Source organism: Halomonas sp. IOP_6 (assembly GCF_021151565.1).
Lineage (GTDB): Bacteria > Pseudomonadota > Gammaproteobacteria > Pseudomonadales > Halomonadaceae > Vreelandella > Vreelandella alkaliphila.
Genome location: NZ_JAIRBO010000006.1, coordinates 82,616 through 97,844 on the forward strand (window position 1 = coordinate 82,616; position 15,229 = coordinate 97,844).

Below are 15,229 nucleotides of genomic sequence, written 5' to 3' on the forward strand. Positions count from 1 at the left end.
TCCGCGTTAGGCGTTGGGGTCGACGGTGATTATCACTCGCACGGAATCAAGCCGTAAGCGAGTGTTTTCTATCGCGTCGCTGAGCGCTTGGCGCTCTTGCTTCAGCGCCTCAAGCTCTTCACTACGAACAGCTGGGTTGTGCTCTGCCAGGGCGGTCAAGCGGGCTAGTTCTGCATCTAACTGAGCTCGCATGCGTGTTTCAGCGCTTTCCACGATGCTGGGCAGTTCACGTTCGGCTTCACCTTCCCCCTGAATGAGGAGCGTACGCAGCTGGTCATGGCGGCTTTTGATCAAATCTCGTGCCAGTGATTTGTTCACTTTTTGTAGATTCTTGCCAAGACCAGTGAAGGAGATCTTGCTGGTTAGGTTTGCGCCTGATTCATCAAGCAGGACGCGCACTGCCGTAGGCGGTAGGAAGCGGTTGAGGTGCAGCGATTTAGGTGCAGGGCACTGGGTGCGGAACACCAGTTCAGCCATTAAACGGCCGCTGGGAATGGCTGGGTGGCGTAATAGCGCCAACGCAGTGTTCCCCATCGTGCCATCTAGAATGCGCTCCATCATTTCGCGCAGCAGCGGGTGTTCCCAAGAGAGTCGCTGAATATCGTCTCGTGCAAGCGCTAGCGAACGGCTGTAAGTGGCCGAAAAGCCCTCTTCACCTTTCACTAGCCCGGGGAGCCCATCCAACATGTGCTGGCTAGGCTGCAAATAAAGCAAGCCATTGCCAATCTCTTGGCTGTCTACACCAAAAATATCCAGGGCGCGCTCTACAAAACGCGGCAGCGCTGGGTCTTCATCCAGCTCACGCACTGCATCAATTACCTGCTGAGCACGGGCAGGGCGGCAGGCGTTTAGCTCTAGCAGTCGGTTACGACCAGCGTCCCGCTCAGCCAGTTTGGCGGTAAACATTTCACGGGTTTCATCGATGATTTCATTGAGCATTTCATCATCGAGTAACGCATCGGCCAGAGCATCGCCAAACGCATCAAAGAGGTCGCTGCCAATGCCGTGAGGCGCGCTAAAAGCATCCATACCTTCGTGGTACCAGCGCAGCAGGCGCTCGCCTGGGCTACCAGTGAAGGTGGGAGCATGGAGTTCAATTGCGTGGCGCTGCCCTATCCGATCGAGGCGGCCGATACGCTGCTCCAACTGGTCGGGATGCTGTGGCATATCAAACATCACCAAGTGGCGGCAGAACTGAAAGTTGCGGCCTTCTGAGCCAATTTCAGAGCACACCAGCACTTGGCAGCCGTCTTCTTCATCGGCAAATGCCGCTGCGGCCCGGTCACGCTCCACCAGCGATAGCCCTTCGTGGAACACCGGTGCGTGATAGCCGCCTAGGACGCGCAGCCCTTCGGCAAGTCCTTCAGCGGTTTCTCTGTGGTGAGCAATAATCAGCACTTTGTCGTTGGCAAAGCCGCTATCGCTATCGTCGCTAAGTTTTTCCAGCAGCCAGTTTACTCGTGGGTCGATATGCCACCAGGATTCGGTGTTAAGTGGGTCGTTGCTGAGCTCACGGTACATCGTGTCTGGATAGATCAATACGTCCGGGTGATCCATGCCCGTTTCAATCAGCAACTCATCCAGGTAGTCCTCATCGCGTTCCAAGCGACGTAGCACGCGACGATAGGCCGATGGGAGTTCCAACTGAGCTAGGTGCAGGCGACGTTCCGGGAACCCGCCCACATGACGGCGGCTGTTGCGGAACATGACGCGCCCGGTACCGTGACGATCCAGTAGAGCATCGCGTAACTGGGCGCGAGCAGCATCCTGCTGTTCGGTGCTTGCTTCAGGGTTGCATAACGTTGCTAGCAGCGCCTGACTATCGCGGTCGTCCGCGACATTATCGACCCGTTCACGTGCCTCGGAGGTATTGGGTAGCTCATCCAAGGCATCAATGGCTTGAGCGACAGCAATGTAATGATGCTCTTCGTCTTTAAAGCGTTCGATATCGTGGTAACGCTCGGCATCTAGCAAGCGCAGGCGAGCAAAATGGCTCTCCACCCCCATCTGCTCTGGCGTAGCCGTCAGCAGCAATAAACCAGGAATATCAGCAGCAAGCTGTTCGACGCACTGATAGCCTGGGCCGCTGCCATCAGGGCTCCAGTCGAGGTGATGGGCTTCATCGACGATCAGCAGGTCAAAGTGGCTCGCTAGGGCCTGTTCTTGACGATGTGTGTTGGCGAATAGCCAACCTTGGCTGGCCAGTACTATTTGGGCGCTTTCAAATGGGTTAGCGCTACCGTGGGCGAGACTTTGCTGCTCATCTAGCAAGCTGACCTTGAGTGAGAAACGGCGTAAAAGCTCTACTAGCCATTGGTGGGTAAGGCTGTCAGGCACCAAAATTAATGCGCGTTCTACTCGGCCAGCCAGGAGGAGGCGGTGCAGAACCAACCCAGCCTCGATCGTTTTACCCAGCCCAACCTCGTCCGCAAGCAAGACACGTGGCGCATGGCGGCCTGCCACTTCATCAGCGATATAAAGCTGGTGGGGAATCAGATCGATACGCGGCCCAGCAAAGCCCAGGGCGCTGTGCTGCTCGATGCGCTGATAGTGGTGTAGCGTGCGAAAGCGCAGATCAAACCAATCATTGCGATCAACCTGGCCAGTCAGCAGCCGGTCGCGCGCCTGATCAAACTGCATGGTATCGGCAAGCTTTGCCTCGGATAGCTCACGAGGATTACCGTCGCTATCTTCGCCAATATAAGTGATTAAGCCGCTGGTCTCTTTGCTATCGTCTACGATCATCTGCCAGCCATCAGCAGAAATCACGCGGTCGCCACCGCCGAACATGACGCGAGTTAAGGGGGCTTGGCGAGTGTTGTACGTACGGGTTTCCTGGCTGGCACTGAACAAAATGGTAACGCTACGGGCGTCGCAGTTAAGCACGGTGCCGAGTCCAAGCTCAGCCTCGCCGTCGCTAATCCAACGCTGGCCGGGAGAAAAATCGCTCATGATGCCTCGAGGAAGTCTACAGAAACAGGTTGTACGCCACCGGGGCAGGTTTCCGGTGGCAACAGGGCGGGGGATTCTAACGCAAAGCGGCGGGGGGATTAAGGTCTATCGTGGTCAATCTTTTAACCAGCGTTCCAGCTGGGCTCGGGTTAACTCGCCAACGTGGACATCCAACGTGTTGCCCTGGCGATCAAAAAGTACCGTGGTGGGCAGGCCTGGCGCTTGAAATTGCGCCATTAGCGTTTGGCTTGGGTCACGCAGTGCGTAGCGAAAATCCAGTGCCTGCTCGTCTAGATAGCGCACTATCGGCAGTAAGTCTTCGCCTTGGTTAGCGACTACCACGCTGACACCTTCACGCTTTGCTGCTTCTTCAAGCAGCGGCATCTCCCGCAGGCAGGGTGGGCACCAGGTCGCCCATAGATTAACGATAATGAGATCACTGCTTTCGGCCAGCGAAGGTAGATGCACTGCGTTGCCGTCCACATCGTCTAAAGTCACCTCCGGCAACGCGTCAATAGCAAATTCATTGCCCAAGGGGGCAAGCGTTACCAAGACTAGCCACAGGCTTGCCGTGCCAACCAACATGGCAAGGCCGCCAATGAGCGACAGAAGCCGCTCGCGCAGTGCCCAGACTGTCCAAACTAACCCCGCGATTAGGCCACCCAGCGCATTGTAACCGGGCTGCCATATCTTGAGCGCCTCAAGCGGTTCTGAGCTGTAGCTTTCCCAGTTGAGCACGACAAAAACAATCCGGGCCGTCAGTAGCCATACCACCAATAGCCCGTTGAACCAGCGCCCATGCTGAGAAGACGTTAATCCCAACAGATAGCGGCTAGCCAATAACAGTAGTAGCGCGCAACCTAGGGCGTAGAGCCTAGGGGTGGAGATCAGCAGTGGTCCAATGGCAATCGCATTCATGATTTTTCCGTTAAGCAGGTACACTGGTGAACCATACCACGCACGTTAAACATTACGGAGATGTCTATGCCACAACCCGCTTTCGACATACTGCGGGCGCTGGCCATTGGGTCGCAGGCGCTGGGTTTAATGCTGATTATTACGTTGGAAACCGTAATGGGCGATGCTGCGCGCCCCTGGCAGGGAGTTGTGCTGGCTCTCATGGTGGCGTCGGCGCTTACGATTGCGCTGGTGCGACTGTACCAAAATAAGCGTTACCAAAAACAGATGGCTGAACGTCGCCAAAATGCTGATGAAGAAGAGGAGCGTTAGAAAGCGTTGCTTGTGTTTTTGGCGTTACGGTTCCAGATTAAGAGGAGTCCCGCGCTGGACAGTCGGGGCACTTAATATACTGGGAGCGACCAATAATATGATTAATAAGCGCACATTAGCCACCGCCGTTGCGGCCTCATCACTCGCTTTAGCGGGCATGGCCCAGGCGGAGGTCAAAGTTGGCTTCTTGGGCGGCTTTACCGGGGGAATTGAAAGCCTGACGCCACCCATTTTTGCAGGTGCTCAGCTTGCCGTTGCGCAGATAAATGAGCAGGGCGGTATCTTGGGTGGGCAAACATTGGAAATGCCTTCAGGGGACACCACCTGCTCGGATGCATCGGCGGCGTCTAACGCCGCAGATCGTATGGTGAACTCTGAGCAAGTCACCGCGATTGTCGGCGCTTTATGTACTGGGGCGACGATTGCTGCTGCTAATAACGCAGCCATTCCTGGCGGTGTGTTGATGGTCTCACCCGCGTCAACGGCGCCCGCCGTTTCTGAGTTGGATGATAACGACTTGGTTTTCCGTACCGTGCCATCGGATGCCTTCCAGGGCGAAATGCTTGCTAAGCTACTGCTTGATAAAGGTATCGACTTTGTCGCGGTGACCTACGTTAACAACGACTATGGCCGTGGCTTATCGGATGCCTTCAGTGGCGCCTTTGAAGCGGGCGGTGGCGAAATAGCCGAAAACCTCGCACACGAAGATAACCGTGCCGACTACCGCTCTGAGCTTGGTTCGCTGTCTTCGAGTGGCGCAGACACGCTGGTCGTGCTGGCCTATGCCGATACCTCTGGTCAGACGGTGCTGCGCCAAGCCTACGAAAGCGGCATGTTCACCCAGTATGTGGGTGCCGATGGCATGGTGGGTGATAGCTTAATAGAAGCGATTGGCGCAGATGTGTTAGACGGCATGATCGCCACACGGCCTGGTAGCCCTGATCTCCCCGGCACGGACATCTTTAATGAAGCAGCTACTGCGGCAGACATTGATCCTAGTGCCGTGTTTGCCGCCCAGGCTTATGACGCGGCCTTCCTAGTGGCGTTGGCTATTGAGCAAAATGGCAGTGCCGAGCGTGAAGGGCTTTCTGAAGCGCTACGCAGTGTTTCCAGTGCGCCAGGTGAAGTGATACTGCCGGGCGAGTGGGAAAAAGCGGTTGAGCTGATCGCAGCAGGTACAGAGATCAACTACGAAGGCGCCTCTGGCTCTCATGAATTTGATGAAAACGGCGACGTGCCTGGGGTTGTTGTGGAAATGGTGGTAGAAGACGGCTCGTTCACCGGCAAGGGCTTGGTTGAACTCTAGTCAAAATGACGGTACTTGAGAAATAACCAAAACGCCCCGGGCAGCGAGCCTGGGGCGTTTTTTTAGCACGGTGAGTTTGTAGCACGGTGAGGACGTTAACCGTGGGTTTTAATTTTCTCTGGCAGCAGACCTTTCGGAGCAAAGCGCAGTACCAGGGTAATCAACATGCCGATTACCAGAACCCTCGCTTGCAGTGCCCGGCTATCCATATTGCTAGGCGCTTCCCAGCCGAAGGCATTTTCCCCCAGTGTGACCGCTAGTTGCATTAAAAATAGCGCCAGCGGTTCTGACATAATCCAAATGATATAAACCGCGACCGCCCCAAAAATGGTGCCAAGGTTATTACCTGGGCCACCTAAAATAACCATGACCAGCACCAGGAAGGTGTGATTGAGAGGCAAGTAGCCTTGAGGATCAAACAGGCTGTTAAAGGTGCCCAACATGCCGCCGCCAAGGCCCATCAAAATGCAGCCTAATACGAAAATCTCCAAGCGCCGCTTGTTGATATCTTTACCCATGGCCGCTGACGAGACTTCGTTATCGCGAATCGCACGAATCATTCTTCCCCAGGGGGCGTGGTAAGCCCGATGGAGTAAAAAGAAAATCACTGCGATCACGACAGCCGTCACTGAAAGATAAATCGCTCGGGAAAGCGTAAAGCCGAGTTCAGCTGGGCCGGGGGTAGGCCAAGGGAGAGGCGATACCGTGGCAGTGCCGCGTGTCAGCCAGTCGGAATTTTTCAAAAAAGCTTTGATGATTTCCGCTATACCTAGTGTGGCAATGGCGAGGTAGTCACTGCGTAGGCCAAGGCAAACGTGGCCAATAAAGTAGCCAACGCCGCCCGCCAACGCGCCACCCACAATCCAGCCTACCCAGGCAGGTAAGCCAAATCCGCCAATAAAGCCCGCCTGAGACTGTATTTGGCTGGTCACTTCGCGAAGCAGACTGATAACAATTAAATAGAGCACGACCCCGATCACGATGGCGAGCACGGTGCGTAGCCTTTTCGGCACACCGAATCGGTCAAGCTTCGTCACTCCGACGACGATCAGGGTTGCCGCAATGCCATACAGCAGAACTTGGCCAAGTTCTCCCGGTAGTTCGGTACCCCAGAATGCGTCATTCACCGGAACGCTAAATAGCATGGCGCAGAAACCGCCGAGCGCGACAAAGCCCATGACGCCAGCATTAAACTGCCCGGCATAGCCCCATTGAATCGTCAGGCCCAGGGCAAGAATGGCGTAACAAGCAGCCTCTACCAGCATACGCGTGCTGTAGGCCGCTCCCATTATCGCGTAGACCGCTAGCACGGCAGCTAATAGAGCGCCAAACAGCACCAGTTCGCGCAACGGAAAGCGCCGTTCAGGAGTGGCATCTTTGGGCGTGTAAGCAGGATTACGGTTTTTTGTGGAATGGCTCATTAGATCACCTTGCCTTTAAACAGGCCGGTAGGACGCCACACTAAGATGGCTACCAAAATAAAGAACGGCACCACAATTTTGTACTCAGTGCCTACAAAGGCGAGGTTGGAGGGGAGCTCTAACCAAGTAGGTAGACTGTCGCGGAACGGGCGCAGGAGAACATTCCAATTAAATACTGCCAGGGTTTCTGCAAAGCCGACGACAAATCCTCCTGCAATGGCCCCGTAGGGGTGGCCTACGCCTCCGACAATGGCCGCCGCGAAAATAGGCAGTAGCAGGAAGAAGCTTAGGTCGGGCTTAAACGTGACGTCTAATGACAGCAGGGTGCCCGCAATCGCCGCCAGTGCGCCTGCAATCACCCAAGTGACGGCCACGATGGTGTTGGTATTAATGCCAGATGCCTGGGCAAGTTCTGGGTTGTCTGACATGGCGCGCATGGCTTTACCAAGTCGTGAGCGATTGAGGAATAGGTGCAGGGCGACCACGGCCACTAGCGTAATCACAAACAGATAAATCTGTGGTTCGGTAATCACGATGGGGGCTCTAACTCCCTCGAAAGGCAGCGCAAGACGGAAGATTTCTTTGCGGTCGTCGACGTATAAGCTCTGACCGCCGGTGCCGGAAAATAGCCGGATAAGCCCTTGGAGCATAAGTGTCACGCCCAGCGAGCCAATCACCATCACGATAGGCTTGACGCCATGGGCGCGTAGCGGCTTATAAAACGCTTTATCAATGCCTACTGCCAGCGCTGCAGTAAGCAGCATCGCTAGCGGCAGCATGATGAGCGCCGTCGGCACCCCAATACTGGCGCCCACCGCTGGGAAGGCGGTCGTCAGGAGCAGCACCATGAAGGCACCAAACGTCATGATGTCGGCATGGGCAAAGTGGGCAAAGCGCATAATGCTAAAAATTAGCGTGACGCCAATGGCGCCAATGGCATAAATAGAGCCGGTGACGCTACCTGCAATCACTACGTTATTGATAAAAAAGACCAGTTCGTTCACGCGTTTCTCCCCCGGGCTAGCCGCCCAAAAAGCTTTTGGCGACGTCAGGGTCAGCCAGTAACGCAGCCCCCGTGTCTGTAAAGCGGTTTTGTCCCGCCGCCAGCACAAAGCCTTTATCGGCGATGGCTAAGGCCTGTTTGGCGTTCTGTTCCACCATCAAAATGCCCACGCCGGCAGCGTTAATTTTTTTAACCCGGTCAAAAATTTCATTCATGTAAAGGGGCGACAAGCCAGCGGTTGGCTCATCCAGCAGCAGCAGACTAGGTTCAGCCATTAGCGCACGGCCCATGGCGACCATTTGGCGCTGGCCACCGGAAAGCTCTCCTGCGGGCTGGTGGCGCTTCTCAACGAGAGGGGGGAAGAAGTCGTAAACTTGCTCCAGCATGCGCTTTACGTTTTGAGGTTTTAGATAGGCGCCCATTTCCAGGTTTTCTTTCACCGTCAGGCTGGGGAAAACGTTTTTCTCCTGGGGGACAAACCCCATTCCACGCTCAACCAACTGATTCGGCGGCAGGTTATGGATCGGCTGACCGTTAAGCAAAATCTCGCCTTGATTAACGTTCAGCAGCCCAAATACTGCTTTTAGCATAGTGGATTTGCCAGCCCCGTTAGGGCCAACAATGACACCGACTTCATCGGCATACAGGGTCATATTGACCCCGTTAAGGATATTCATACTGCCATAACCGCCGTGCACATCGCGTGCCTCGAGCAGTGGCTGTGGGGATGACGGTGTGGATGACATAAACGCGTCTCAGCTGGGTCGCACTGCGGTGAACAATGGCGACCATGTTGTTGTGGCTATTGTTTCGGTGACAAACTCAGCGCTATCAAGCGGCATCAGTACCGAAATAGGCTTCTATAACGGCCGGATTGTTTTGTATTTCTTCAATTGAACCCTCAACCATAACGCTGCCTTGTGCCAGTACAATCACTGGATCGCAGAGCCGCGAAATCATATCCATATCGTGCTCAATCACCAGAAAGGTATAGCCCATTTCGCGATTTAAACGTTCGATGTTGCCCATCAAGTCGCCGAGTAGCGTGCGGTTTACACCGGCGGCGATTTCGTCTAACAGCACAACTTTGGCATCGGTCATCATCGTGCGGCCAAGCTCTAGCAATTTTTTCTGACCACCCGATAAGTTGCCCGCAAGCTCGTTGCGTACATGATGCAAACCAACAAACTCAATGACTTCCAGTGCGCGGCGGCGCACCTCAGCCTCCTGGCTGCGGACCAGAGCAGGCTTGAACCAAGTGTTAAATAGATGCTCCCCTGCTTGGTTGGGTGGCACCATCATCAAGTTTTCCAGCGCGCTCATTTGGCTGAACTCATGGGCGATTTGGAAGGTACGCAGTAACCCTTTGTGGAAACGTTGATCAGCGCTCAGCGACGTAATGTCTTCACCGTCCAACAGAATGCGGCCACTATCTGGCGTAAGTGCGCCCGCAATTAAATTGAAAAGCGTCGACTTACCTGCCCCATTGGGGCCGATCATGCCGGTAATCGAACCCTTTTCAACCCGGATTGAGCAGTCATTGATAACGTGCAGCCCGCCGAAGGCTTTGTTGACGTGTTGTACCTCAATAAGGGGAGTCATCGTGTCCTCGCGCCGCAGGCGACCTTTGTCCACCCGCGTTATTAGAATTATATTAAGCAGACTTACGCAGTCGCTGACTCAAGGCAAATACACCCACAATGAGCAGTGCGCCGAGGGTTGGGACAACGTAGCCTTCCACCTGTGGAATAGTGCGTAAAAATACAAACGACACCGCAGCAGGGCCAACAAAGCGCACCAGGAACCGCCAGGTTTTAAACCAAGTGATGTTGGTGCCAAGCTCTTTCATTACTTCGCTTTGAGTCAGTGCCCAGCCCGCGAATAGAGCGATCATTAGCCCGCCCAGCGGCATAAAGATATTGGTCAACAGCTCAATGAATTCAAAAGCGCTGCGTCCAAATAGAGCGTGGAAAATCGTACCTTCGGCCCATATATTGAAGCTCACCACTGTCAGTAAGCCCATCGCCCAAGCCGCGACGACCATGATGGTGACTGCCTGAGGGCGCGTCATATCAAAACGCTCAACCAGGAAGGCAGCGACCGGCTCTATCAATGAAATAGACGAGCTAATCGCGGCCCCTAGCACCAGAATAAAAAAGACCCCGCCCACCAGAGCACCAAACGGCATGTCAGCAAATGCTAGCGGCAGAGTGACAAACATCAGTCCCGGGCCCTGGCCGGTTTCGAGCCCCGCACCAAATACCAGCGAGAAAATTGCTAACCCTGCCACCATGGCAACTGCAGTATCTACAAATGCCACGGCAATAGCGGTACGGGTTAGAGAGGCTTCGCTGGACATATAAGCGCCGTAGGCCATGATGGCACCCATCCCAAGGCTCAGGGTGAAGAAGGATTGCCCCATCGCCTGTAACCAGCCTTCTAAGCTGAGATCAGCAATATTGAACGTGAACAGAAAGCTGGCTGCCGCTCTTACGTCGCCATTGATGACGCCGTAGATAAGCACCACGATGAGAATAACAAACAGCGCTGGCATCATGATGCGTAGCCCTGACTCGATCCCTTTATGAATCCCCATGCCGACAATTAATGCCGAGAAGGCGATAAACAGCGAGTGATAAAGCGTCATCAGGCCCGGAGACGCCAGCAACGCATCAAAGCCAGCACTAATCGTTGCTGCATCGGCACCCACGAGTGAGCCGGTTAGCATCAGCCACGTGTAATGCAGTGCCCAGCCTGCAATGACAGAATAAAAACTCAAAATTAAAAAGGCGGAAGCAGCGCCCAGCCAGCCAATGGATTCCCAGGCACGGGAGGTCTTGTGTGTTTTAGTTAAATGGCGCATCCCCATAATAGGGCTTTGACGACTGGTACGCCCAAGCATTGTTTCGGCAATTAAAATGGGGATGCCGACAGCAAAGATGGTCAGTGCATAAATTAAAATAAACGCGCCACCACCATTTTCCCCGGTGAGATAGGGGAAGCGCCAGAGATTGCCTAAGCCGACGGCTGAACCTACCGCTGCCAGCAAAAACGTGCCTTTGTGAGTCCAGACGTTATGACCGCTCATGTGGAGGAGTGTCCGTGTGGTAGTGGAAGGATGAGGGTAACTATCCAAACACTTGTATGAATTGTAGATTGCCAGCGGCCTAGGGGCGCACTGTTAATAGCGCTACTTTGCGATAGAACGCCTACGCTTACCAGCCTGCTAGCGTTAAGGCTGCGTTTATGAAGCCACTTGGCGCAGGGGGCGGGGCGTGTGGGGTAATGCGAAGGCAGGAAATGAGTGAGGGGTGATCGTTAACCGAAGCCAAAAAAAGAAGCCCGCACATGGCGGGCTTTAGGGATACTTACTATCGAGCATTGACTGGCAAGAGCTTACTTCTTGCTAGCACGCTTGCGCTCGTTTTCGGTCAGGTGCTTCTTGCGTAGACGAATATGGCTGGGAGTAACTTCAACCAGTTCATCGGAATCCAAGAATTCGATAGCCTGCTCAAGAGTAAACTTGATCGGCGGCGTCAACACGATGTTTTCATCGTTACCCGTTGAGCGCATGTTATCGAGTTTTTTGCCTTTGGTCGGGTTAACGACCATGTCATTGGCACGATTATTAATACCAATCAGCATACCTTCGTATACTTCAGTGGCGTGATCAATAATCAGCTTGCCGCGTTCTTGCAGGGCGTAGAGTGCATAAGCAAGGGCTTTGCCGCCAACCATTGAGACCAGTACGCCATTGCGACGCTCGATGGAAGCATCAGGCTTTAGCGGACCGTAGTGATCAAAGCGGCTGGTCAGGATGCCGGTGCCAGAGGTCAAGGTTAAGAATTGACCACGGAAACCAATCAAGCCGCGCGCCGGGATGATAAAGTCGAGACGCACACGACCCTTACCATCGGGGTTCATATTGGTCATTTCACCCTTGCGGTAGCCAAGCTCTTCCATGATCGAGCCTTGATGCTGCTCTTCACAGTCGATGATGACTTCTTCGTAGGGCTCTTGCTTAACGCCGTCGATCTCTTTAATGATGACTTCTGGGCGGCCAACCGCCAGCTCGAAGCCTTCGCGACGCATGGTTTCAATCAACACTGATAAGTGAAGCTCACCACGGCCAGAAACTTTGAACTTCTCAGGGGTTTCGCCCTGTTCAACGCGTAGCGCCACGTTGTGGATAAGCTCTTGTTCCAGGCGATCTTTAATATTACGGCTGGTGACGAACTTACCTTCTTTTCCGGCGAACGGTGAGTCATTGACCTGGAACGTCATCGAAACGGTCGGCTCGTCAACAGACAACGGCGGTAGCGCTTCAATGGCACTCGGGTCACACAGCGTGTCAGAAATTGATAGATCTTCAATGCCAGTAACGCAGACGATATCGCCTGCTGTCGCTTCCGTTGTCTGAACGCGCTCAAGACCCATATGGGTCATGACCTGGCCGATCTTACCCTTGCGGGTAGAGCCATCAACGCTGATGACCGAGATTTGCTGGTTAGGCTTCACCGAGCCACGTTTGATGCGGCCAAGGCCGATGACGCCAACGTAGCTGTTGTAATCCAGTGCGGAGATTTGCATCTGGAATGGGCCATCGATCTCAACCGCGGGCGGCTCAACGATATCGACAATTGCCTGGAACATGGGGTCCATGTTGTCGGACAGCTCTTCAGGGTCCATGCCGGCAATGCCGTTTAGCGCCGAGCAGTAGATGATCGGGAAGTCGAGTTGGTCATCAGAAGCCCCTAGGTTGTCAAACAGATCAAAGATCTGGTCGATAACCCAGTCCGGGCGTGCGCCGGGGCGGTCAATTTTATTGACGACGACGATCGGCTTCAGGCCCTGGGCAAATGCTTTCTGGGTAACGAAGCGAGTCTGCGGCATAGGGCCGTCAACGGCGTCTACCAGAAGCAGTACCGAGTCCACCATGGACATAACCCGCTCGACTTCGCCACCAAAGTCGGCGTGTCCAGGGGTGTCCACGATGTTGATGTGGTAATCCTTACCATTGCCATCTTGCCACTGAATAGCAGTGTTTTTGGCCAGGATGGTAATACCGCGCTCTTTTTCCTGGTCATTGGAGTCCATGATGCGCTCTTGGCCTTCGGCCTTGCGGTCGAGCGTTCCAGACTGGCTTAACAGCTTGTCTACCAAGGTAGTTTTACCGTGGTCAACGTGGGCGATGATGGCAATGTTGCGAAGATTCTCGATCACGACGCGATCCTGCTAGAAAAATAGGGCGGCATTATAGGGTCTGGGCGCGGTCCACTACCAGTGCTGTCTTAAATAAAGGTGCAAGTCAATAACCTAAACATGGCAGTTTTCGCTCCAGCGGTGCTTCCGTTAAGATAGGCGTTTTCCCAGTTGGGGCAAGCACATGACCATCGGTAACCTGATGCGTTTGTTGAGCGATGGCGAGGTTCATTCCGGTGAACAATTAGGTGAAGCGCTGGGCGTTTCCCGAGCCGCCGTATGGAAACAACTAAAAAAATTAGACGCACTGGGCGTTGAACTGGTGGCTGTGAAAGGTCGAGGGTATCGACTTGCCTATCCGCTAGAGCCGCTTGATGGGGCAAAAATTGTAGAGCGTTTGCCCGCTAGTGCTCGCCATCTCTTAACCAGGCTATTCATTGAAGACCAGCTGCCATCGAGCAATGAATATGTGCGCGAACGCTTTGCGCAGGGAGCCGGGCACGGTGAAGTATGCTTTGCTGAGCTACAAACCGCAGGTCGTGGCCGTCGCGGGCGCGTATGGTCTACGCCTTGGGGGCAAAGCTTGATGCTCTCGCTTGGCTGGCGTTTTGAATCAGGGGTTAACGCGCTGGAGGGGTTGAGTCTTGCGGTTGGCGTGGTGGTTGCTCAAGTGCTGGAGCAGTATGGGGTTTCACCAAAATTAAAATGGCCTAACGATATACTGCTGGCAGAAAAAGGTAGTGAGCTTGGCAAGCTGGCCGGTATTTTGATTGAAGTCACTGGGGATGCAGCGGGCCCCTGTGAAGTGGTCATTGGCATTGGCATGAATCTATCGCTACCCGATAGCCTGCGTGCCGCTATTGATCAGCCTGTGGCAGCGCTGTTTGATGCAAAAGCGGGTATTTCGCGCAATCAGTTAGCCGCGGATATGGTGTCTGAGTTATTGGATATGCTGGCAGGCTTCGAAAACGAAGGGTTTGCCCCTTGGCGAGATGAATGGAATAGTCGCCATGCCTATGCAGGGTTGCCGATCCGTATTATTCAGGGTGAACGCTCAAGCGATGCAGTGGCTAGAGAGGTAGATGAGAGTGGTAATCTTTGGGTTACCGAAAATGATCACTCGCGACGCCTGTCGGGCGGTGAGATCAGTGTACGCAGGCGCCTATGATTTTGGATTTGGATATCGGCAATACGCTATCGAAATGGCGTTTAAAAGATGCCGAAAGTAGTGAAATACGTTCACGAGGTGCTGTGTGGACACGGGAAGAGTGGCGGCCTGGGTCAGATATTCCGAATCTTGATGTCGTCGAGGCGGTGCGCATTTCCAGTGTCGCTAGAGCTGCCGTGCTGGAGGAGACCGTTGCCTTGCTGCGTCGCCAGGTGCGCCAAGTGTATGTTGCGCGCTCAACTCCTGAGGCTCTGGGTGTTGTCAACGGGTATGAAGAGCCTGGGCGACTGGGCGTCGATCGTTGGATGGGGGCGCTGGCAGGCTATCAATTGGCTGGCGGTTGCTGTGCAGTCGATTGTGGTAGTGCGATCACCATTGATTTTGTATTACCGGGTGGTGTCCATCTCGGCGGATTTATCGTCCCCGGGTTACGATTAATGAAAGAGAGCCTCAAATTAGGCACCCGCAACGTAGCCATTGATCCAGAAAGTGAAGCTGATGCGTTATTGGAGCCGGGGAGGCGTACGGTAGATGCTGTTAATCACGGTATCTATATGGCGGCGGTCAGTGCGATTAACAGAATTTACAGTGAAGTATGCGATCAACAGGGGATTGCACTGCCAGTGCTATTGACGGGTGGTGATGCCAGGGTGGTTTCGCGTGGTGTTCAAGTGCCCCATGCGGTATGGCCGGATATGGTCTACGGGGGGTTGGAAGCCAGCTTTCCGCTGACCTTTGCGGAACGTGCTGGAAAAATGTCAGGCGCGCCAGGGGTGCCTGAACCTGTTTCGTTAGAAAAAATTCGCGCAGGTCTTGCATTCTCAATGCTGCTTTGACAGAATGCAGCGCGTTCCAAGGCATAAGCCACTTCAAATATTAGTGCGCAAGTGTTGGTAAGTTCACAAGCTTTGATAAATAAAGAGTTTGTAAGCTTGACATGGCTTTGG

General features: G+C 54.1%; 12 protein-coding genes. 4 read left to right on the forward strand and 8 right to left on the reverse strand.

Annotated elements, in window-relative coordinates; genetic code table 11:
• Window positions 1-6 precede the first annotated feature (6 nt).
• Entirely contained in the window at window positions 7-2,952 is a 2,946-nt protein-coding gene (gene rapA, locus K7H08_RS12385) for an RNA polymerase-associated protein RapA (RefSeq protein ID WP_231658141.1), read from the reverse strand.
• 114 nt (window positions 2,953-3,066) lie between these two features.
• On the reverse strand, window positions 3,067-3,870 hold the full coding sequence (locus K7H08_RS12390; RefSeq protein WP_231658143.1) for a prolipoprotein diacylglyceryl transferase family protein: 804 nt from the start codon (window positions 3,868-3,870) through the stop codon (window positions 3,067-3,069).
• Window positions 3,871-3,936: 66 nt separating this feature from the next.
• Here K7H08_RS12390 and K7H08_RS12395 point away from each other — a divergent pair, with 66 nt between their 5' ends.
• Complete coding sequence (locus K7H08_RS12395; protein ID WP_231658145.1) at window positions 3,937-4,182, forward strand: hypothetical protein; 246 nt, start codon at window positions 3,937-3,939, stop codon at window positions 4,180-4,182.
• A 97-nt stretch (window positions 4,183-4,279) separates the two neighbouring features.
• Window positions 4,280-5,488: an ABC transporter substrate-binding protein gene (locus K7H08_RS12400; RefSeq protein ID WP_231658147.1), complete on the forward strand. Its 1,209-nt coding sequence runs from the start codon at window positions 4,280-4,282 to the stop codon at window positions 5,486-5,488.
• 95 nt (window positions 5,489-5,583) lie between these two features.
• On the opposite strand, the gene K7H08_RS12405 is transcribed toward K7H08_RS12400, so the two are convergent.
• The 6 genes from K7H08_RS12405 to typA form a co-directional block, all read right to left on the reverse strand.
• Window positions 5,584-6,909, reverse strand: a complete 1,326-nt coding sequence (locus tag K7H08_RS12405) for a branched-chain amino acid ABC transporter permease (protein WP_231658148.1) — start codon at window positions 6,907-6,909, stop codon at window positions 5,584-5,586.
• Entirely contained in the window at window positions 6,909-7,913 is a 1,005-nt protein-coding gene (locus tag K7H08_RS12410; protein WP_120385940.1) for a branched-chain amino acid ABC transporter permease, read from the reverse strand. The genes K7H08_RS12405 and K7H08_RS12410 overlap by 1 nt, the downstream gene beginning before the upstream one ends.
• Window positions 7,914-7,929: 16 nt before the next feature.
• Entirely contained in the window at window positions 7,930-8,658 is a 729-nt protein-coding gene (locus K7H08_RS12415; protein ID WP_030074224.1) for an ABC transporter ATP-binding protein, read from the reverse strand.
• 85 nt (window positions 8,659-8,743) lie between these two features.
• Window positions 8,744-9,514: an ABC transporter ATP-binding protein gene (locus K7H08_RS12420; RefSeq protein WP_030074223.1), complete on the reverse strand. Its 771-nt coding sequence runs from the start codon at window positions 9,512-9,514 to the stop codon at window positions 8,744-8,746.
• A gap of 52 nt (window positions 9,515-9,566) precedes the next feature.
• Window positions 9,567-11,000: a sodium-dependent transporter gene (locus K7H08_RS12425; protein ID WP_231658149.1), complete on the reverse strand. Its 1,434-nt coding sequence runs from the start codon at window positions 10,998-11,000 to the stop codon at window positions 9,567-9,569.
• 308 nt (window positions 11,001-11,308) lie between these two features.
• Entirely contained in the window at window positions 11,309-13,135 is a 1,827-nt protein-coding gene (gene typA, locus K7H08_RS12430; RefSeq protein WP_038480345.1) for a translational GTPase TypA, read from the reverse strand.
• A gap of 163 nt (window positions 13,136-13,298) precedes the next feature.
• Between typA and K7H08_RS12435 the strand changes: the two genes are divergently transcribed.
• Both K7H08_RS12435 and K7H08_RS12440 read left to right on the forward strand, forming a co-directional pair.
• On the forward strand, window positions 13,299-14,282 hold the full coding sequence (locus K7H08_RS12435; protein ID WP_038480348.1) for a biotin--[acetyl-CoA-carboxylase] ligase: 984 nt from the start codon (window positions 13,299-13,301) through the stop codon (window positions 14,280-14,282).
• Entirely contained in the window at window positions 14,279-15,118 is an 840-nt protein-coding gene (locus tag K7H08_RS12440) for a type III pantothenate kinase (protein WP_038480351.1), read from the forward strand. The genes K7H08_RS12435 and K7H08_RS12440 overlap by 4 nt, the downstream gene beginning before the upstream one ends.
• Window positions 15,119-15,229 lie beyond the last annotated feature (111 nt).